This window comes from Desulfogranum aggregans, assembly GCF_055398265.1.
Genome location: NZ_AP042447.1, coordinates 491,089 through 511,277, shown reverse-complemented (window position 1 = coordinate 511,277; position 20,189 = coordinate 491,089). Strand labels below are relative to the sequence as shown.

The 20,189-nt window shown below is 53.7% G+C and carries 20 protein-coding genes; 5 read left to right on the top strand and 15 right to left on the bottom strand.

The genetic code is table 11. The annotated features are described in order from the left end of the window. Positions 1 to 30 precede the first annotated feature (30 nt). From glyS to ACZ52Z_RS02355, 10 genes are all read right to left on the bottom strand, one after another. A complete protein-coding gene (gene glyS, locus ACZ52Z_RS02400; protein ID WP_464269165.1) occupies positions 31 to 2,106 on the bottom strand; it encodes a glycine--tRNA ligase subunit beta in 2,076 nt (691 codons plus the stop codon). 334 nt (positions 2,107 to 2,440) lie between these two features. After that, a complete protein-coding gene (locus ACZ52Z_RS02395) occupies positions 2,441 to 3,154 on the bottom strand; it encodes a GTP cyclohydrolase, FolE2/MptA family (protein ID WP_464269164.1) in 714 nt (237 codons plus the stop codon). 95 nt (positions 3,155 to 3,249) lie between these two features. Next, on the bottom strand, positions 3,250 to 3,606 hold the full coding sequence (locus tag ACZ52Z_RS02390) for a response regulator (RefSeq protein ID WP_464269163.1): 357 nt from the start codon (positions 3,604 to 3,606) through the stop codon (positions 3,250 to 3,252). A 9-nt stretch (positions 3,607 to 3,615) separates the two neighbouring features. Then, entirely contained in the window at positions 3,616 to 4,614 is a 999-nt protein-coding gene (gene galT / locus ACZ52Z_RS02385; protein WP_464269162.1) for a galactose-1-phosphate uridylyltransferase, read from the bottom strand. Positions 4,615 to 4,619: 5 nt separating this feature from the next. Beyond that, entirely contained in the window at positions 4,620 to 4,982 is a 363-nt protein-coding gene (dksA, locus tag ACZ52Z_RS02380) for an RNA polymerase-binding protein DksA (protein ID WP_464269161.1), read from the bottom strand. A gap of 38 nt (positions 4,983 to 5,020) precedes the next feature. Then, a complete protein-coding gene (gene moaC, locus ACZ52Z_RS02375; RefSeq protein WP_464269160.1) occupies positions 5,021 to 5,515 on the bottom strand; it encodes a cyclic pyranopterin monophosphate synthase MoaC in 495 nt (164 codons plus the stop codon). After that, entirely contained in the window at positions 5,508 to 6,659 is a 1,152-nt protein-coding gene (dnaJ, locus tag ACZ52Z_RS02370; protein ID WP_464269159.1) for a molecular chaperone DnaJ, read from the bottom strand. The genes moaC and dnaJ overlap by 8 nt, the downstream gene beginning before the upstream one ends. 15 nt (positions 6,660 to 6,674) lie before the next feature. Then, on the bottom strand, positions 6,675 to 6,935 hold the full coding sequence (gene rpoZ, locus ACZ52Z_RS02365; RefSeq protein ID WP_464269158.1) for a DNA-directed RNA polymerase subunit omega: 261 nt from the start codon (positions 6,933 to 6,935) through the stop codon (positions 6,675 to 6,677). 169 nt (positions 6,936 to 7,104) lie between these two features. Then, positions 7,105 to 8,409: an adenylosuccinate synthase gene (locus tag ACZ52Z_RS02360; protein ID WP_464269157.1), complete on the bottom strand. Its 1,305-nt coding sequence runs from the start codon at positions 8,407 to 8,409 to the stop codon at positions 7,105 to 7,107. Between the two features lie 429 nt (positions 8,410 to 8,838). Continuing rightward, a complete protein-coding gene (locus tag ACZ52Z_RS02355; protein WP_464269156.1) occupies positions 8,839 to 10,167 on the bottom strand; it encodes a multiheme c-type cytochrome in 1,329 nt (442 codons plus the stop codon). Positions 10,168 to 10,556: 389 nt separating this feature from the next. On the opposite strand from ACZ52Z_RS02355, the gene ACZ52Z_RS02350 reads away from it, so the two are divergent. The 4 genes from ACZ52Z_RS02350 to ACZ52Z_RS02335 all read left to right on the top strand — a co-directional run bounded on the left by ACZ52Z_RS02350 (position 10,557) and on the right by ACZ52Z_RS02335 (position 14,455). After that, positions 10,557 to 10,904: a nitrous oxide-stimulated promoter family protein gene (locus ACZ52Z_RS02350; RefSeq protein WP_464269155.1), complete on the top strand. Its 348-nt coding sequence runs from the start codon at positions 10,557 to 10,559 to the stop codon at positions 10,902 to 10,904. A gap of 85 nt (positions 10,905 to 10,989) precedes the next feature. Continuing rightward, positions 10,990 to 11,448: a twin-arginine translocase TatA/TatE family subunit gene (locus tag ACZ52Z_RS02345; protein ID WP_464269154.1), complete on the top strand. Its 459-nt coding sequence runs from the start codon at positions 10,990 to 10,992 to the stop codon at positions 11,446 to 11,448. Continuing rightward, a complete protein-coding gene (gene tatC / locus ACZ52Z_RS02340; RefSeq protein ID WP_464269153.1) occupies positions 11,445 to 12,179 on the top strand; it encodes a twin-arginine translocase subunit TatC in 735 nt (244 codons plus the stop codon). Before ACZ52Z_RS02345 ends, tatC begins: the two co-directional genes overlap by 4 nt. A gap of 227 nt (positions 12,180 to 12,406) precedes the next feature. Beyond that, positions 12,407 to 14,455 carry a methyl-accepting chemotaxis protein gene (locus tag ACZ52Z_RS02335; protein WP_464269152.1) on the top strand — a complete coding sequence of 683 codons (2,049 nt, stop codon included), beginning with the start codon at positions 12,407 to 12,409 and terminating at the stop codon, positions 14,453 to 14,455. 54 nt (positions 14,456 to 14,509) lie between these two features. Here the strand turns inward: ACZ52Z_RS02335 and ACZ52Z_RS02330 are convergent, their stop codons facing one another. From ACZ52Z_RS02330 to ACZ52Z_RS02310, 5 genes are all read right to left on the bottom strand, one after another. Further along, the gene (locus tag ACZ52Z_RS02330; RefSeq protein ID WP_464269151.1) at positions 14,510 to 15,715 is read right to left on the bottom strand and encodes a class I SAM-dependent DNA methyltransferase; all 1,206 of its coding nucleotides are present in this window, start codon (positions 15,713 to 15,715) and stop codon (positions 14,510 to 14,512) included. A gap of 12 nt (positions 15,716 to 15,727) precedes the next feature. Beyond that, the gene (locus tag ACZ52Z_RS02325) at positions 15,728 to 16,750 is read right to left on the bottom strand and encodes a radical SAM protein (protein WP_464269150.1); all 1,023 of its coding nucleotides are present in this window, start codon (positions 16,748 to 16,750) and stop codon (positions 15,728 to 15,730) included. Continuing rightward, positions 16,747 to 17,262: a nucleoside deaminase gene (locus ACZ52Z_RS02320; protein ID WP_464269149.1), complete on the bottom strand. Its 516-nt coding sequence runs from the start codon at positions 17,260 to 17,262 to the stop codon at positions 16,747 to 16,749. The genes ACZ52Z_RS02325 and ACZ52Z_RS02320 overlap by 4 nt, the downstream gene beginning before the upstream one ends. A gap of 74 nt (positions 17,263 to 17,336) precedes the next feature. After that, positions 17,337 to 18,587, bottom strand: coding sequence for a TFIIB-type zinc ribbon-containing protein (locus tag ACZ52Z_RS02315; protein ID WP_464269148.1), 1,251 nt, complete (start codon positions 18,585 to 18,587; stop codon positions 17,337 to 17,339). Between the two features lie 24 nt (positions 18,588 to 18,611). Next, entirely contained in the window at positions 18,612 to 19,730 is a 1,119-nt protein-coding gene (locus ACZ52Z_RS02310; RefSeq protein ID WP_464269147.1) for an SPFH domain-containing protein, read from the bottom strand. A 100-nt stretch (positions 19,731 to 19,830) separates the two neighbouring features. On the opposite strand from ACZ52Z_RS02310, the gene ACZ52Z_RS02305 reads away from it, so the two are divergent. Beyond that, entirely contained in the window at positions 19,831 to 20,181 is a 351-nt protein-coding gene (locus ACZ52Z_RS02305) for a hypothetical protein (protein ID WP_464269146.1), read from the top strand. Positions 20,182 to 20,189: the final 8 nt, after the last annotated feature.

Below are 20,189 nucleotides of genomic sequence, written 5' to 3'. Positions count from 1 at the left end.
CTCGTCAAGCCTTATTGCAGGCAAGGACGCTCAGTCAGCATGCATTTTTGAAATATCACCAACCAGCAGTACCAATTCACCCAGCGCGGTCAACAGGTTCAACCGGTTCTGACGAATCCGCTGGTCGTCGGCCATAACCATCACCTCATCAAAAAAGCGGTCTACAGGTGATTTCATCTTCAGCATGGCCGTGAGCGCTCCCATGTAATCCTTCTGCTCAACCAACGGCAACGCCTCCCCTCGAACAGTCTCCAGGGTCGCAAAAAGATCTTCCTCAGCCTGATCGGTAAAAAGCTGGGGATCGACAACGTTCGTCGCATTATCCTTGATGATGTTCCTGATGCGCTTAAACGAACCGGCAAGAACACCAAAATTTTCCTGGGTCCGAATGGTCTCCAATGCCTGCATTCTCCTCAGGCAATCCAAGGGATCATCGAAGCCGGAGGCCGTAGCGGCACCAACCACCTCCTGGGATACCCCAGAGGCCACCTGTTCATTTTCAAAACGTCCCCGAATGAAGTCAAGCACCTCTGCGGCAGTTGCCGCAGGCACGCTCACCTGGTCACCATATCCGGCAAGAGCGGCATCCACATAAGTGCGCAACGAGATGGCAATACCCAGTCCGTTGAGCAGATGGAGCAGCCCGATGGCCTGCCTGCGCAAACCAAACGCATCCTTATTGCCTGTAGGCCGTTCGCCAATGGCAAAACAACCAGCAAGCGTATCAAGTCGGTCGGCCAGCCCGACGATGGCGCCCAGCATGCCCTGCGGCAACTCCCCGCCTGCACGGACAGGCATGTAGTGTTCCTGAATCGCTTGGGCCACAGCCGACTGCTCGCCATCATTCAGTGCATACTCCCTTCCCATAACACCCTGGAGTGAAGGAAACTCGCCAACCATCTCTGTGAGCAGGTCGGTTTTGGCCAATTGGGTGGCACGGACGGCATCAGCAACCATCTCGGGGGCTATTTCTTTCGCCAGGGCAGCAGCGAGTCGTTCCATCCGTTTACTTTTTGCCAGCATGGTGCCAAGTTTATGCTGAAAGATAATCCCTTCCAACTGATCAATGCGGTCACCGAGCTTTCTTTTTCTGTCTTCATTAAAAAAGAACAGTCCATCTTCCAGTCTGGCGCGCAGTACACGTTCATGTCCGCTTGCCGCAAGTTCCAGATCAGCGATATGCGTGTTATTCACCGCGACAAAGCGAGGCAGCAGATTGCCCGTCTTATCGGCGACCGGAAAATATTTCTGGTGCTCACGCATGGAGGTAATCAATGCTTCGTCAGGGAGTTCAAGGAATTTTTCATCAAAACTACCGCAAATTCCGTGAGGTTTTTCCACCAGGTTCGTCACCGTATCAATAAGTCCTTCATGGAGCACTGGAACGGCTCCATCTATCCCGGCATACATCTGCACCGCACGTTCAACTTCCTCGACCACCATCGCCCGGCGCTTGACGGGATCAACCACAACCTGCCGTTGTTCAAGGGCAGAGAGATAGCCGCTCACACCGTCCACCTCAACCGGATCCGGGGCCATAAACCGGTGCCCACGGGTAACCTTTCCAGCGGCAATCCCCTCAATGCTGAAATCAACAGGTTGACCATCGTACAGGGCAACCAGCCACTGGATCGGACGAGTAAATGCAAGGGTGGTATCTGCCCAGCGCATGGATTTGGGAAAGACCAGGTCCCTGGTCAGTGATTCCAGAAGTGCAGGGAGCAGCGTGCGGGTATCCTTCCCCTGTACATCTTCTACCGCCATCAGGTATTCACCTTTTGGCGTAGTTACGACCTGCAGTTCTTCGGGGGAAATGCCTCGGGACCTGGCAAACCCTATGGCTGCCTTGGTAGGATTCCCCTCGGCGTCAAATCCGGCACTGGCCGACGGGCCAATATGTTCTTGATGTCGGTCAGGTTGCCGCTCTTCGATTTCGTCTATGGTCAACGTGAGTCTGCGGGGAGTAGCATAGGTGCGGATACCGCTGAAGTTGAGGCCAAGTTCCTGGAGCTTTTTGCCAGCCCCTGCCTGTAAAAAATCGAGTGCCGGTTGAATATATCCCGCTGGAATCTCCTCAGTCCCAATTTCAAAAAGTAGTTCACTCATTGCAGTCCGTTGATAAAATTAACTGTTATATAGGTGTAACTGCCATTATAGATTGCAGAAATCGATGAGCAGCTCAAAATGTATAGCCTCTTTTTACAGACTTTTCAAGAAAAGCGGGCTTGCCCCAACCAGGGGGTATCATCGTCTTCCCTCCCCAAACGCCGATATCTCCCAGCACCATGCCTGTCCAGCAGTCGATGCAATTCCCCCAGCACGGCAAGCCGTCTGAACCAGGGACTGCGACGTGGAGCGGCGATCTGCGCTTTCCCGCTTGCGTGGGTATTTTTCCTCTGCAAGCGTGCCCGAACGGTTACTGCATCAGGGGGCAACCTGCTTAAATGCCCCTCGGCCCTTCTATGGAAGCTGAAGTCGTATACCCCCTGGCGATGTTCTCCACCACCACCTTAAACCAGGAAAAAGCGGAATTTTCTGCAAGGGAATGGCCGATTTGTCGGCAGATGGATTCAGCGGATTCCTGCTTTTCGCCCCGGGAAACCGCGCCCTGTTCAATAAGGCTGATCAGGTCTTCCAACCAGAGAAAATGACTCAATCGAACAGAAACCCGAACAGTGCCCCAGTAACCGCCGGCAGGCTCGCTGCCTCCCTCAGAAGCATTGTTCCACTGCAGGGAAACCGGCACTTCGACCTCCACCACCAAATCAAGCTCTTCCTCAAGCGAACCAAGCATTCGGCAATCATACCGCTGGGATTGGAAAGGAACTGCATGTGGATTGGAATAATAGAAATAGGGAAAAGCGATCTCCATATGCGCCGCTTCTGCATGAAGGCGGTCTTTCATCTCCTGCAAAATAAGATGCAACGTTTGCAGGTTGAACCGACCGTGGTATCCATTGAGTATCTCGATAAACCGGCTCATATGGGTTCCTTTGAACCGATGAGGCAGGTTGACATACATATTAATGGTGGCGACGGTCTGCTGAGTCTTTTTTGCCTTATCCAGAACCGTTACGGGATAGGAAATATTTTTGACCCCCACTTTACGGATATCAATACGTCGGGTGTCTCGCAGGCTCTGGATATCTTTCATTGTTCAGAATAACTACCACAGCAGGGGCTTTCCCCTCCCCAAGCAAAAAAAGGAGGCAATGACCTACCGGAAAAGCTCAGGGATGTCGCGTGTGCTCAGGAAAGATACTTGCGGACCGCAGCCTTGAGCTCATCAATATTTGCTGATTTAACGATATACGCCTCTGATGCCCAGGTTCCGAAATCCTGCTTGAACTCCGGATAGGCAGAACAGAGAATGACCGGTAATTGCGGATTGGTCTCTTTCATTTGGCCCAGCACCTCTATACCGTTCATTCCCGGCATGTTGATGTCGAGTATGACCAGGTCGAACGCCTGTTCCTGAAAAAGCTGCAGGGCCTCTTCACCGTTATAGGCTGAGACGACTTCAAACCCCTCGTCCTCGAATTCTCCCCGATAAAGGAGCTGGATGCCCTGTTCATCGTCAACGAGTAGTATACGTTTTTGCTGCATGACTTCCTCCTACAGGTCAACTTCCTTGAGGTATTTGCAGGTTTCTTCCGGTGGCATGGGGTTGATGTAAAACCCTGTACCCCACTCGAAACCGGCAATGGAAGTAAGTTTCGGTACTATTTCGAAATGCCAGTGGTAGTGATCGAGGAGCGGAGAGCGTAATGGCTGCGTGTGCAAAACAAAGTTGTACGGTGCATTGGGAATACAGGCATCGAGTCTTCGCAGGCTTTGGGAAAAGATATCGGTAAGCGCCTGCAGGGATGTCTCATCCTGGGCAGCATAGTTGGAGTGGTGGTAGCGTGGCATTATCCACATTTCAAAGGGAGAACGTGGTGCATAGGGGGTAATGGTAACAAACTGGTCATTCTGACAGACCAGGCGAATGTCCTGTTGCATTTCCTGGCGAATGATATCACAGAAAATACACCGATCCCTGTAGTTATAATAAGACAGGCTGCCCTCGAGCTCCGAAGAGACCATTCGGGGCAGAACCGGCAGGGCAACCAGCTGTGAGTGGGAGTGCTCCAGCGAGGCACCGGCTGCTTTTCCGAAATTTTTGAACACCATCACATAGCGAAACCTGTCATCCTTGGCAAGGTCACGGATGCGGTCGCGAAAAGCGCGGAAGGTAAGGATCATCTCCTCTGGGGAAAGCTGTGCGAACGGGATATCATGATTGGGATTTTCCACAATAACCTCATGGGCACCAATGCCGTTCATTCGGTCATACAGTCCCTCGCCCTGCTTGTCGAGTTCTCCCTCTATAACCAGAGCCGGATATTTATTGGGCACAACTCGTGTCATCCACCCCGGTGTATTGGCTGCCCCTCCCTCTCGACCGTAGGCCAGTACTTCATCGGGAGTTGTTTTTTCGTGGCCAGGACACAATGGGCAAAACCCGCCTTTGACCGTGTACTCTTCCACCAGAAAGTCGGTGGGACGCTTCCCCCGTTCCTGAGCAATGATAATCCAACGTCCAAGTATCGGATCTTTGCGTAATTGCGGCATACCGTTTAATTCCCTTGAGCCTTTTCCCGTTGTTCCTGCTGGGTCTTACAGTCTATGCAATAGGTGGCAACCGGCCTGGCTTTGAGGCGTTTTACGGAAATATCCTCTCCGCATCCCTCACATATACCGTAGGTGCCTTCTTCAATACGATTAAGTGCCTGTTCCACTTTATCCATCAATTTGCGCTCTCTCCCGCGAATACGCAGCTCGAAGCTTCGGTCGGATTCGACGGTCGCACGATCGTTGGGATCAGGTATGTTGCCGTCTTGATGGGTCATATCTGTCAGGGTTTGCTCAACGTCGGACGAAATTTCTTCCTTCAGTGCCTCTAACTGTGCCTTCAATTCCTGCAAATCCTTTTCATCCATATCAGCATACTCCAGCAAAAAATTTAACTATACTCGTTCTATTCAACTGGTTTCGACCTTTCAAAAACGCCGCTCTTTCCACCGCTCTTGCGCAGCAACCGCACATCGCTGATCTCCATTGCCTTGTCAACCGCTTTGCACATATCATAAATGGTAAGCGCTGCAACAGATACAGCGGTAAGGGCTTCCATTTCCACACCGGTTTGGCCGGTAATGGAAACCGTCCCTTTAATGCCTATGGCGCATCGTGCTTCATCCAACGTAAAGGTAACATCCACCCCGGTAATGGCCAGGGGATGACAGAGGGGGATCAACTGATCCACCTTCTTCGCGGCCATGATCCCGGCAATACGTGCGACCCCAAGCACATCGCCTTTCTTCATATTGCCCTGTTGCACAAGGGCAAATGCACGGCTGGACATGGTGATGGTTCCCTCGGCAGTAGCCTCGCGTCGGGTATTATTTTTCTCTCCCACATCAACCATACGCGCATTGCCGGCGGCATCAAAGTGGGTCAGTGTTTCATCAGCCATTTGCTACCTTACCGGTTTGACTTTCTTTTTTTTTCTGTTTGCCAATATGGCCGTGAAAAAGACGCGAAAAAAAGCCCTCTTCTTCCTGACCCTTGTTCAAGTCCTCAAACTCTCTGAGCAGTTCTTTCTGCTGCTTGGTGAGCTTGACCGGCGTTTTCACTTGCGCCTCAACAATCATGTCTCCCTTGCCACCACCGCGCAGACTGGGAACACCTTCACCGCGCAGAGTAAAATGGTCCCCTGACTGGGTGCCGGCGGGAATTTTCAGTTTGGCTGTGCCGTGAATAGTCGGCACCTCAAGCTCGCACCCCAGCGCCGCTTTGACCATCGGTACCGGCAACCGAAGGAAGATAATCTGTCCCTCACGCTGAAAATATTCATGCTCTTCGACATGAATGATCACATACAGGTCGCCGGGCCTGCCACCGCGCCTTCCTCCTTCACCCTCACCGGTAAGGCGCATTCGAGACCCGGTGTCAACACCGGCGGGAATACGGATGTTGACCGTTTTCTTTTTGTTGACCAGTCCCTGGCCATGACAGTCATTACACGGTTCGGTTATTACCTGACCTGCACCATGACACTGGGGACAGGTGGTACTGACCTGAAAAAATCCCTGAGAACGAACAACCTGTCCCCGCCCATGGCAGGTTGGGCAGGTTTCCGGCCTATATCCCGGCCGGGAGCCGCTGCCGTCGCAGGTGAAGCAGGTTTCTTTTTTGGTGATGGTCACATCCCGGTTGACACCATGCACTGCCTCCATGAAGGAAATCTGGATATCGTAACGCAGGTCATCACCTTGAACCGGCGCGTTGGGATCGCGTTGACGGGCGCGCCCGCCAAACCCGAAAATATCGCCAAACAGGTCATTGATATGGGAAAAGATATCCTCACTATTACCCGGACCGCTGTACCCGCTGTTGCGAAGCCCTTCCTTGCCATAGGTGTCGTAAATCTGACGCTTCTGCGAATCACTGAGCACCTCGTAGGCTTCGGCCGCCTCCTTAAATTTGGCCTCGGCCTCCGTATCCCCGGGGTTGCGATCCGGATGATACTGCATTGCCAATTTGCGGTAGGCCTTTTTTATTTTTTCGCCCGAGGCATCCCTGGATACACCGAGAATATCGTAGTAACTATCGCTCATAACTTAACGCATCTGTTAATTATTTTCGCTGACATCCTTTTCTTCGTCGGCAAGTTCCGTCTTTCGCTTACGCGGCAGGTCGTGAATGTTATCAAAGGTCACTTCACCGGCAGCGATTTCGCGCAGGGTCATGACGATTTCCTTATTTTTTCCTGCAGCGAGAAAAGGCTCCCCTTTGCGGTGCTGACGGATTCTCTCTACCGCGAGATGAATCAGAGAAAAACGGTTGTCATCACCAACTTTTTCAAGACAGTCTTCTACAGTAATTCGAGCCATCTTGTTCCTCCAGATGAAAATCCCCAAACCTTTGTCGTGTTCGGGCGCATGAATTGATTGCTGTGGATTCCGCTGAGTATTGAGTGAAATAGGGGAATCCAACGCTGGTTACATTTTTTAAGCATTTTGAAAAATATGGCAAGGGAACAATATGCTCCTGTTATACCAATTATTTTTCAAATGGATTTCTGAGCAACAGGGTCTCGTCCCGGTCGGGACCTACAGAGACAATTGCCGGCGCCACACCGGTGAAGTCCTCCAGTCGCTTGAGGTAATCTTTTGCCGGTGAAGGCAGGTCGTCATAGGAACGAACGCCGGAAATTTCCTCTGTCCACCCTTTGGTCTCCTCATACACGGGACGGACAGCCTGTGCCTGAGAGATATTCTCCGGCATGTGCGTATATTCCTGGTCACCGACACGATAGTGGGTGGCGATTTTCAGCGTGGACAGCCCGGAAAGTACATCCAGTTTGGTGATCGCAAAGCCGGTCAGCCCATTGAGTCGTACCGCATCGTTGGCCACAACCCCGTCAAACCAGCCACAACGACGACGACGACCGGTAGTGGCTCCGAATTCATGCCCTCGCTGCTGGAGCGTATCCCCTACAGGGTCCCCCTCGGGAAGCTCAGTGGGAAACGGTCCCTCGCCGACTCGGGTTGTATATGCCTTGAGTATTCCAATGACCTCATCAATATGGGCAGGACCGAATCCAGATCCGATACAGGCATTGCCGGCTATGGTATTGGAAGAGGTGACAAAGGGATAGGTGCCGTGATCAATATCCAGCTGGGTCCCCTGGGCACCCTCGAAAAGAATATTTTTTCCTTGCCGACGTGCACTGTCAAGCACCATGGAGACGTTACCGATATACGGTGCCAGTTGTTCAGCCAACCGGGAGAAGTGCTCAAGGATTGCCGTTGCATCGACCGGTTCGGCATCAAACTGCCGGGTGAGGATAAAGTTTTTTTCTTCAACCACCGCCTCGAGCTTATCCTTGAACAGTGAAGGATCAAGCAGATCGCCCACCTTTAAGCCCACACGGCCCACTTTATCCATGTAACAGGGACCTATCCCACGGCCGGTGGTACCTATCTTCTTGCCCTGGGAAAGTGAAGCCTCACGTGCCTGGTCAAGGCGCTGGTGATACGGCATGATCAGGTGAGCATTGCTGCTGATCAGCAGCCGGTCCGGTGTAACGGGTAACCCCCGTGCATCGAGTTCGGCGATTTCTTTGAGCAGCACATCGGGATCAACAATGACGCCATTACCGATAACGCAGGTTTTTTCCTGATAGAGAATGCCTGAGGGGATGATATGGAAAATGTACTGTTTTCCGTCTACGACCAGGGTATGCCCGGCATTGTTTCCGCCTTGAAAACGTACGATATAGTCCGCATATTCCGTCAGCAGATCGACAATCTTTCCCTTTCCCTCATCACCCCACTGGGTACCGACCACCACAACACTGGCCATGACATCTCCTGGAATTGAACTGGATAACAAGCGCACACAAGAGAACATCAGTCGCTGCTGTCCTCACTCCTGCACCGGATATGCAATGTCCCGAGGGAACACAATCGACCCGGAACATACCCGTGTCATTTACCGTAACAGTGCGGCAAGAGCGAGCAATCGCGTGTTTTCTCTGTGCACAAAAGAAAAGGCCGACCACACCCCGGTGTCCAGCCTCACGACAACCGGACTAATATAGCAAACTTGACCAAGCTTGTCAAACTTATGCAAAAATACGAGAATACAGCCAGATGAAAAGACTCTTTCCCATCAGTCAGCTCGTGGTGAGAGAAAAATGGAGTGGTGACAGAACATATGCACGTGGAAAAAAACGCCGGCAGGCACCTGGAGAACAGTGCTTACCGGCGAAAAGGGGGTTAGGAAGGGAGATTACTTGATGTCCTGTTCAAACAACTGTGAATAGATTTTCTGGAACTGACCGCTTTTTATAGCCTTCTTGATCTCATCGGTATTGGTGTTGAACCATTTATGCATCGGATCATTGGTAAAAAGGTCGTCTATGTAGGCATTGATTTCCGCATCTTTATAATGCTGCGCTTCCGGGATGAACTTGAAGTAGAAGTTGTGCGCCACATCATAAATGCCATGCCACCAGGCATAATCAGGCCCCATCATGGCGGCCCCCATCCTAGCTCTGCGCCCTTCGTGGTGCCACAGCTCCCAGTATTCCCACTCAATATCATTGGAAAAAGCCGCCTTATTCTCAAGCAGCCCCTTGGCTTTCACCATTTTGATGATGTCGGTGGCTGGCTTGGCAAATTTCTCATTATACAATTTCACCACCGCATCATACTGGTAATAGTGGCCATCAACAAAATTTTCCTGGTGACAGGTACTGCACACCATGCGCATTTCCTGGCGCTTGGCTGCAGCATTTTCCTTGTACTTGGAGATCGGCGGCCGGAGAGTCCAGGAAATACGATCACCCACATCATGGGTAACCTGCTGGTTGGGACTGGCGGACATATGACAGGTCGCGCAGGTCGGGGCGTCGTAATAATCCTGCCCCACAACCCATTCATCCTGATCCATATTCAGTTTATCACGATAGGCAAAATAGGCGATACCGTGCTTGGATTCCTCAAATATCTCTTTTTGAGGATGATCCGGTCCGAGATGACATTTACCACAATTTTCCGGCTGCCGGGCCTGGTATTTGGAAAACGAATGACGGGAATGGCAGGCATTGCATGCTCCCTTTGACCCATCAGGATTCAAACGACCAATGCCGCTGTTGGGCCAGGTCTCTTTGGATAATTTATTGGGCGCTTGCGGATCGATTTTCACTTTGGCCCCGTGGCATGACTCACACCCGACGATCGCTATGGGATGCCCACCGCCGGCATGAGCCAGATAGGCATCACTGGATTCAAGAATTTCACCTGCATGGGCATGATAGGAGTTGGTCGTCTGTTCGGTTTGCAGTTCGTGGCACTTACCGCAGTCCTTCGGAGTGACCATGGTCGCGATAAAGGCACCATTGTGCTCGAACCCATCCACATCTCCGGCATCTGCTCCATGGCATTCAAAACATCCGACATCGCTGGCACCGTGGGCTGAATTACGCCACTGGTGGTAGAGTCCGGGGTTATTTTCCTGATGACAACTGATACAGTCCTCACTGCTGGAAGCGATGGCCGAGGCGGACATCACCACGCTGCAGAGGAACAGTAATCCAACTACACCGAGTGTTCGCATACATTTTCCTCCTTTTAGGTTGATCAACACACATGAATCCCGCCTTCCCCAAGGTGGCATCCATTCCTCCTGGTGACTATGACCACTCCACTTAAAGCCATAGTCTGCACTGCGCTCACACCCAAACAATGGGCGGAGAAAATTATCTGCACCATACGTTTAAACGCACGGCAGAGGACGATGAACGAGCAGAAAAAGTAGAAGCTTCCCTGAAGCAGTTTTCAGCACCACTGGGCAGTTAGGCAGTAGGGCAGTGGCAACGAACGCCAAAAACAAAGAGGAAAAAACCTCATACTTTTGATGTGTATCAAGGATGAAAGTCGTAATATATGCTACATTGTTACGTCTGTACAGAAGAAAAATCTTTCATTCTCCTGTGGATACGTACTATGAAAAACGCTGATTCACCATGGGCATCCAAACGGGTGGCAAGGGAAGCACACACCGTGGAATTAATGATCCGCCGCTACTGTGCTGACCACCATCATCCAGAGACTGTACCCTGCAAATCATGCCGTGAACTGTTGGAATACAGCCGACAACGACTGCGTAACTGCCCTTTTCAGGACCAGAAAAGCACATGCGGAAAATGCACAGTCCACTGCTACCGCCCTGAAATGCAGAAGAAAATTCGCCAAGTGATGCGTTATGTCGGTCCCCGGATGCTGTTTTCCCACCCGCTTAGGGCATTCTTCCACTTTCTTGACGGACGCAGGAAACCACCAACCAAGGGCTGATCCGGTTGCTTGACAGGGGTAGACAAATCCCGTAAAGTTGTGAGTTTTGTCAGCACTCCCTTTCCTTTTTCCTGAGAGCAGCAGCATGTTTGGTATCGGTCTCCCTGAAATGATAGTTATCTTTGCCGTCGCCCTGATCGTGGTCGGCCCGGACAAACTCCCGGAACTTGCCCGATCCCTGGCCAAGGGACTGATGGACCTGAAGAAAACCGTCAACCAGCTCAAAGATGGCCTGAGCGAAGAGGACGACACCCTCAACGAGGTACAGCGCGACCTGCGCAAAACCGCCGCCGATCTCAAGGAGCGGGTGCTGGATAACGAAACCCGCACCTGGGACGGGGTCAATCCCCAGCAACGTTCCCTGCCCGGCACTGATGAGGGGGAACTCATCGAGCTCTCACCTGACAATCCCCGCCCCTGGGAAGTTGATGCCGAACGTTCACCGGAGGCAGACGAATCAACTGGCGACGATACACCCCAACCAGCATCCGAGGAGTCGGAGACTGAACAAAAAAGTACCCCTGTCGCCCCTGCAGAGAAATGATCTCCGCCTTTGACCAGTTCCGTCCTCACCATGAGGAGTTACGCAAACGGCTGCTCCGCTCCATTACCGCAGTGGCTATCTGTACAGTGGTTGCCTACCTGTTCAAGGACCAGGTTGCGGCGCTCTGCATGCGCCCTCTCTTTGCAGCCGCACCTGAGCTGGAAAAGCTGGTCTATACAAAACTGACCGAAGCCTTTATCAGTTATATCAAGCTGTCGCTCCTGGCCGGCCTGGCAGGGAGTTTCCCCTACATACTCTACCAGGTGTGGATGTTCGTCTCCCCTGGTCTGTTGGCCGGTGAAAAACAAGCCGCCCGCCGGGTCGTCCTGTGGGCGACCTCGCTCTTTTCCGGTGGAGTATGTTTTGCTTTTTTCATCGCCCTGCCCAGGATACTCGCCTTCTTTATGAGTTATGCCGGTCCCCATTTGATTCCCATGCCAAAGTTCGGCCTCTACCTCACCTTTGTCGGACGGACGGTGCTCGCCTTCGGCCTGGCCTTTGAGATCCCCTTTCTCATGGTCATGGCGCGGCGTACGGGACTGGTCAGCAGCAAGTATTTCAAGCAGAAACGGCTCTGGTTCTATGCTGCGATTCTTGTGCTCTCCTTCCTGCTTACCGCCGGAGAGCTGACCGCCACGGTCCTCCTGAGCATTCCGCTTTTCCTCCTCTATGAAGCAGGCATTGTCGCCGGTTCCGTTTTCGGCGGAAAAAAGAGCACCCCTGACCGGTAGCATTCGGATCAGCAGCAGTACACGTTGATCGTTTTTTTTCCCTGCTGGCCTGCACAGCTCCAGAACCCTTCTGTGCCTTCATTTTTTCCTACGGCTTTTTTTTTCTTCCCTTCCTTGACATTTGTTTCTCCCGACCCCGATAATGAAGGTAACGATTTCAGGCGTCCCTGTGAGAGGAAGGGAAGAGATGCCTGCAGGAGAGGAACAGTTTCTTTAAGGAGCCATACATGAAAAATCTGAAAATCGGAGTCAAACTGGTCGGCGGGTTTGTGCTCACCGCATTAATCATTCTCATCGTCGGCCTGACCGCCATCTGGCAAAGCACCAAGATGCACCATGAAACCGAACACCTGGCAATAGAAGCCCTGCCGGCTGTGGAGAATATGCTGATCATCAAGTCAGAGGCTAATTATATAGCCATGTTGATGCGCACCCTCCTCTCCCCCTATGTTTCCAAAGAACAGCGGGCCGCCGCCCACCAGGGGCTGCTCGATGCCCGCAAGATCTATGGCGCGGCCAAGCAGCGATTCATGGAACTGGATTTTTTTCAGGAGGTAGATAAGGAGTGGCAGGAATTCAACAGCCATATCAGTAAATGGGTGGTGGCCAACAACCGGGCAGTGGAAATCTCCAAAGGACTCATTGAAGCGGACTTAGCCAACCCGAGTGAATTTCATGACATGCTCAATGAATTTGAAATTGCGCACCTCCGCTTAATCAACAATACCACCGAGCTGCTCTACTTTGATCAGGAATTCGCAGGCGGAGCCGACCACTCAAGTTGTCCACTTGGTGAATGGTTGGACAACATCAATACCACCAATCCAACCATCGTCGATCTGGCCCAGCGCCTCCGCCCTGTACACGCCAAGTTGCATCAGACAGTGGCAACAATCAAAAAGTATCACGGGGAAAGCCGGGCCATGGATGCGCTTGATCTGCTGGAAAAAGAGCTGCTGCCTGCTTCAGAGGAGGTTTTTGCCCTTGTCCATGAACTTGAGGCGTTCACCCAGCCTATCCTGGCGTCTTTTAGCGAGATGAACACCCTGCTCTTGAAGGATGCCGCCGAACACCAGACAAATACCTTCAACAGTATCGACACGATTGTAAACAAGGCGGTACAGAGCGCAGCACAGACGGCTGAAGCGGCAGAAACGGTGGCCGGAACCAGCCGGACCATCAACATCGTCGGCATCGCCATCGGCATTGTTCTGGCCTTACTTCTCGGCCTGTCACTGACTGCACTCATCACCCGACCGCTGAGAAAAGGGGTGGAACTTTCCCAGGCCATGGCTGACGGCGACATGACCCGCACCATGGACGTCGATCAGAAAGATGAGATCGGCATCCTCGCCTCCTCGCTCAATAATATGGCCTCCAACCTGCGCACCATGATCACCGACATCAATACCGGGGTGGGGACCGTGGACGAATCCTCCACCCAGTTGGCAGCCATCGCCGACCAGATGTCCAGCGGTGCCGAAGATACTGCCAACCGCTCCAACCAGGTCGCAGCGGCAGCCGAAGAGATGAGTGCCAATCAGGATTCAGTGGCTGCGGCCATGGAGCAGGCCTCGGTCAATGTCAACATGGTTGCCTCGGCCGCTGAGGAGATGAATGCCACCATCGCCGAAATCGCACAAAATTCGGGCAAAGCCAAAGAGATAACCACCCAGGCGGTTGATCAGTCGGAAACCGCTTCCAACCGGGTTGATGAACTGGGGAAAGCAGCCAACGAAATCACCAAAGTGACCGAGGCCATCACCGAAATCTCCGAACAGACCAACCTGCTGGCCCTCAATGCCACCATTGAGGCGGCACGAGCCGGTGAGGCCGGCAAAGGGTTTGCCGTTGTGGCTAATGAGATCAAGGACCTGGCCAAGCAGACCGCCGAGGCAACCCTGGACATCAAGAACAAGATTGAGGGCATTCAACATGCCACCGAGATAACGGTCAAGGAAATCAACCAGATCAGCACGGTTATCGCCGATGTGGATCAGATTGTGGCCACCATTGCCACAGCCGTGGAAGAGCAGACCGCCACCACCAGGGAAATTGCCGAGAACGTCAGCCAGGCATCGACCGGCATCGGCGAAGTCAACGAAAACGTGGCCCAGAGCTCAGCAGTGGCCTCGGAAATCGCTGCTGAAATCGCTGAAGTCAACAGAAGTGCCAACGAGATGAACAACGCCAGTACCCAGGTAACGGAAAGTGCTCGTGAGCTTTCCGCCATCGCCGAGTCACTCAAGGCCATGATGGCCAGATTCACGGTATAACGACTCAATCCGCACAACACAGCGCGTCCTGCTCCGGATTCGGGCGCGCTGTGTTCATGGTGTAAGGGTAAGAAAATACACCATCCCCTCAACCCCCCTTCCCTTTTCCATCCGTAAGTCCACTCGTTCTGCCGCACGGACGTGCATCCCATAGTCCTCAGCCAACCTGCGAATATATCCGTCCGTATGGCTGTACCTGCCACTGGGCAGCAGCTGCCACTGGCCCTGATCACCGGTTTCAATGGAAAAACAGAAATGAAGCCGATCGCTGCAGGTCCTGATCAGCGCAGCAAAGACCGGTTCCAGGTCACCGAGATAGACGAACACATCGGCCGCAAGCACCAGGTCAAACGCGGGCCGAGGCTCCCCAAGGTAGGCGACCACTTCCGCCACCTGCAGATGATCATACAACCTCTTGTTCTCCGCCTGCTCAATCATTTTCGGGGAAAGATCGATACCGGTCAACACGTCGCTACAGGCTCGAAACAGCTCACCGCACAGGCCGGTACCGCACCCAAGATCGAGGCAATGGGCATAGCGATCCCGTCGTGGCCCACGGGTAAACAACCTCCATAAATGGTGCGGCGCCCGGTAATCCAACTCCTCCACCAGGTTTTCTTCAAACCCTTCGGCGTACTGGTCAAACAAGTCCTGCACGTACTGGGGGGGCGGAGCGGCATGTGCCTTTCCCTGCAGCGCCTTGACCATATGACGCGCCCCCGGATGATCAGGATCAATGGCCAGCAGGCGCTGATAATACTGTTTCGCCTCGGCATATTCCCCTCTACGGTGCAGGAGATAGGCAAGATTGCCGAGTGCCGGAGTATACTGCGGGTTGCGTTCCACGATATGGGTATAAACGGTGATCGCCTCTTTTTCCGCCCCACAATCTTTACAGCAACACCCCAGGCTGTACAGGATATCCAGATCATCGGGATGCAGCTCCAGGGCTCGGCGATAGGCGCGTACAGCCTCGGCAAAGTCGCCAAGCCGGTTATAGCTGAGGGCCAGATTAAACCAGTAATCACCCTCTGCCGGGTTGAGGCTGGTGGCCTGGGAAAAACACTCCCTGGCACGGTCGTACTCGTGCAGCTGATACCAGGCAAGGCCGAGATTATATGCCACCACATCGGCATGGGGCAGCTCCCGCAAGACGTCCTCGTAGAGTCGTACGGCCTGCTCAAGCTCCCCTCGGGCGTGCAGTTGCAGCGCCTCGGCATATGGCTTACTCAGATGTTCAAGGTGGTTATCGACGGACATTGGAACAGTGGGCTACACGGAGGGAGTCATTTCCTGCTTCAACAGGCAGCAGGAGATACGATGTACCGGGGACCCATCGGCAAGATATTCGATGTTGTCCGGCTGCAGCAGTCTGTTCATCACGCAGCCTTCAGGAATCTGCAGCGGGAAAAAACGGTCTTCATTCAACCCTTGACGATGGCATAACTGGTCGTCGATAATCTCCAGGCTGTGAATGGGGTGATCCTCGCACAGCGGGCAGCGATACACCCTGCCGTTGGGAAAAACAAAATAATTGTCCGCAACCACCCCAGCACACTCAAAGGGTTCATCAGGGTCAAGATAGACTTTTGGATAGACCACATGCATACCCCGTGAAGCGGCATCCGCTGCAACCTGAGGAACAATATCAAGCCAGCGCTGCGGGTCCACCTGCCAGGCCACGTCTTCCCCTGTTCCCAAGCCGGCTGACTTGCCGCGCAACCCGATCACCTGGATGAAAAATCGGGTGATCCCCAACTCACTGAGCAATGCCGGCATGCGGTGCAGGTGCTCGATATTGAGATTGGAGACCGTATAAATAAGGCTGGTGGTAAAGCCCAGGGACACGGCCCGCTTGATATTGGCTGTACAGGTGGAAAACACCCCCTGGCCCCGGATAGGATCATTGACCAGTGCATCCGGACCGTCCAGGCTGAAACTCAGGTAATCCAGTTCCGCCGGCGAAACACGGTCGAGCAGGTCGTGGAAAAGATAACCGTTGGTATCAACGGTGACTGCATACTTCAACGATTTGGCGCTCCGGATAATTGGGGCCAGGTCGGGGTGCATGGTAGGTTCACCACCCAGCAGAATGAGATTGGTTGGTCGATCAGGGTCGGCAAAGAGCCGCAGCCAACGCTGCACTGTTTCCAGGGGAAGCGTCTGCACCCCGTGTTGCTCGGGATTGATGTAGCAATGACGGCAGGAGAGGTTGCAGGCAGTCAGCAGGTGGAAGAAAATATTTCGTTCGCCGCTTTGAAAACCGACCGTGCGGGCGGCAGGGAGGGTGGTCATGATGAGGTATCCTCTATGGATTGTTCCAGGGTATATTGCGACAGCAGACTATCCTGCCAGTAGGAAAAACGACTGAAAAACTGCTGAAAAAGCTTAAGGCTTTCGGTACGCAGTACTCCGCCGAAATGGGTAGGCTGCATGCGGGCGTACAGGGGGGGCAGCTCTGTCAGGGAAAGGCTGGTGCCTCCGCCCATGACATCTTCATAGGCCCAGACAAAGGTACGAATACCGGAAAGGAGCATGGTGGCATAGCACATGAGACACGGTTCCATGGTCGTGTAGGCAATAATCCCTGCCGGATCAACACCATTCGGACCTGCGAGCAGGGTCCGCAGGGTCACAATCTCCGCATGATCGATTTCATTGCGCTGGTCTTCACTGCTGTTGCGTCTCCTGCCGGCTGCGACAATCTCGCCGTCAACAACATAGACACATCCCACTGGAAATTCCCCTTCCGCAAGGGCGGTTCGCGCCTGCTCCAGGGCCTTGCCCATATAGTATTCGTGATTCATTGGAACGATGGTGGTTATCTGATAGTGTCGGCTAAAGACGCTCTATACCATGATCGTTTTCCGCTGTCAAAAACCTACATGGCACGTCCGAAACGGAGGTGATTCCTGCCGAGAACCACGCCAGTATGCGGTTGGACCAGATCATGGCCCTGCTCAGTAAACGGCAGATAAACCAAAGTAAGGGCGTGGAGCTGCAGGCGTGCCCGGGGCAGCAGGGGGATGACCTGACGCGGGCTGGCAGCTGCCGCCGCCAGCACCAGGGCAGCTGCCTGCCTGGCCTCACCCGGTGGAAGGGTCACCGGGAACCCGGGAGCATCAAATGGACCCGATCCATTGGGAAGTCGTATCTGTGCCGTCGTGGCCCTACGCCCTGCCTGAAGAAAAGTTTTCGGCCTGAGCTTGAACGCCGGCACATAAAAGGCCATGGGTTGTCTGTGCCATTGCCGGCGACACACAACCGGCTGATTGGTACGCACCACAAAGTCTGCAAAACTCGTTATGTCCAGAGCGGCAACCGTTCCGGTCATCCGCCAGAAAGGAAGGTGCGGTCCACTGTGAGTGGTGTCGGTCAGGGCCAGCCACGATACTGATTGCAGTCCCCTGCCGGTAAGGAGCCAGGCTCGAGTGCAATTGAGGCAATGCGCCACCAGGGTGTCTGGTGCACCGTGAAGATCTGCTCCGCAATGGGGGCAGAGGGTCGCAATAAACCTGGTCTGCCATTGGGGATGAAAACCGGTTGTCTTTAAGCCGCTGTCATTTCCCACCTCTTCCCGGGGCAACGACGGCAGGAGCTGCTTGTTCACTGCGTCTGTAAGACCTTCCCCGGTTTGGTTGAGGGGCAGATAGATAATGGAAAGCTTTTCCCCGATATATTCCCGGTACACCGCAGCGCTCGCAGCATGCCTCTTCAGTGGGGAAAGGGTAGCGGCTGCATCCAGGATGGTGCGTGGTTTGATGGTCTGCGGCAGAAACCTGCCGGGGGTCGCTGCTCCCACATGCTCCAGCTGCATGGCCTGGGGCCGTACGCCAAGGGTCGGAGGTGCTCCTGCAACCGAAGCCGCCAGTCGGGTGGTATCTATGACCCGGTGAGATATTCCACTGTCCCTGACCTGAAAAAACGTACCTTTCAAGCGAATATAAGGGACCAGGAGGTAAGCAGAACCATCCCCTGGTGCTGACTGCGGCGGCAGGAGATAGCGAAAGGTGCTCGAGGTATGGAGAAAATTGCGCACCCCGCAATAGCTGCAGGTCAATAACCGGTCCCCTTCCTGTAGAGGTGAAGGCGCCCCGCACTGGGGACACTCTTGGGAGATGCGCAGGTTCATGATTGGTGAAAAGCTGGAAAAAGGCTACAGGCCCATTCCGCATTGGTTGCAGAAACTGGCGCCTGGAAGGTTCTCGGTGCCGCACTGGGGGCAACGAACACCTTTGGGTTGTTCTTCTGCGGAGTGACCGCAGCGGGAACAGAAGCGGGCCCCCGGGGTGAGGTTTTTTCCGCAATGACTGCACTGCTTGAACACAAGCTGCTGGTGTCCGCAGTAGGGGCAAAACCTTGCATCAGGCTGTATGGAACGCTCACATTCGTCACAGCTGTGGGAAGCAACCTGCGCTTCCTGCCCCTTAACGCTTGCGCCGCTGTTGAACATCGCCGGCACCATCATCCCCAGTCCCAATCCAAGGCCGGAGCCGGCGTCTCCTCCGGCAAGGGCAGCCTTCTCCATGGCCATACCGGCCTTCATGCGCACGAAGCCGTCCATATCGCGAATGAGACGGAGGCGGGCCGTATCATCAATGGCTTCCTGCACCTCCGGAGGCGGGGTGATCGAGGTGATGTAGAGGGCGTCAAGGGCCAGCCCAAAACGTTTGAAATCTCCGGCAAGTCGCTGGCTCAGACCTGCAGAAAGCTCATCAAAGCAACCGGGCAGATCAAACAGCGATTCCAGCTGTTCACCAAGGTAGTCGTTAAAACGGGATACGATGACCCGGCGTAGGTACTCCTCAATCTGACTGGTAGTGTACTTGCCCATGGTGCCAGCCAGGGTATGAATAAACAGCACCGGCTGCACCACCCTGATATTGAACACGCCGTGCGCCCGCAGGCGAACCAGACCGAGTTGGGCATCACGAAAAGCGACCGGCTCCCTGGTTCCCCATTTCAGGTTGGTAAACACCTTGAGGTTGATGAAATAGACCTCAGCGCGCAGCGGACTGGTCATCTTCCATGGGATGGACAGGAGCTTGGTCACAATGGGAATATTCCCGGTCTTCAGGGTGTGACGCCCAGGCGGAAAGGCGTCGCAGGCCCGTCCCTTATAAAAAAGCACCGCGGCCTGGGACTCTCGCACCGTGAGTTGCGCACCGAACTTGATTTCCCCTGACCCCTTTTGCGGCAGCCGATGAAGCAGCTCCTGACCGGATTCGTCAAACCATTCAAGGGATTCCAAAAAAACAAGGGTGTCAGCGTCCATCGGGAACATCTCCAGAGATACAAGGTGGCAGTTTTACTATCGACTGCCTATAGTATAGCCCACAAGAGGTATGTGACCAAATTGATTTACGAGAGAGGCGATGACAGAGTTTAAAAAAGAATGGGACCTGGCAACAGCAATGGAGATCCTCAACCACCCGACGGTTGACAGTAAAACCTGGGCAGAAGCCGTAGAGTGGCTGCTGGTGTATGGCCCGCCTGAAGTACAGGAGCTCCTACAGCAGGCATCGAGCCACGCCACCATGGAAAGCTTTCCCCACCTCGAGCCCATTGGTTTCGGAAAGGATGGCACCCCCTGCTACTCGCTGGAGCAGCTGGCCGATTCGCTGGGCATCAGCGAGGAGGAGGCGGAAGCAATTTTGGAGAAAAAGGAAAAAAAACACGGCATGCGCCATCTGGTGGACCCGGAAGATACCGCCCCGCTCCAGTAGCGACGGGG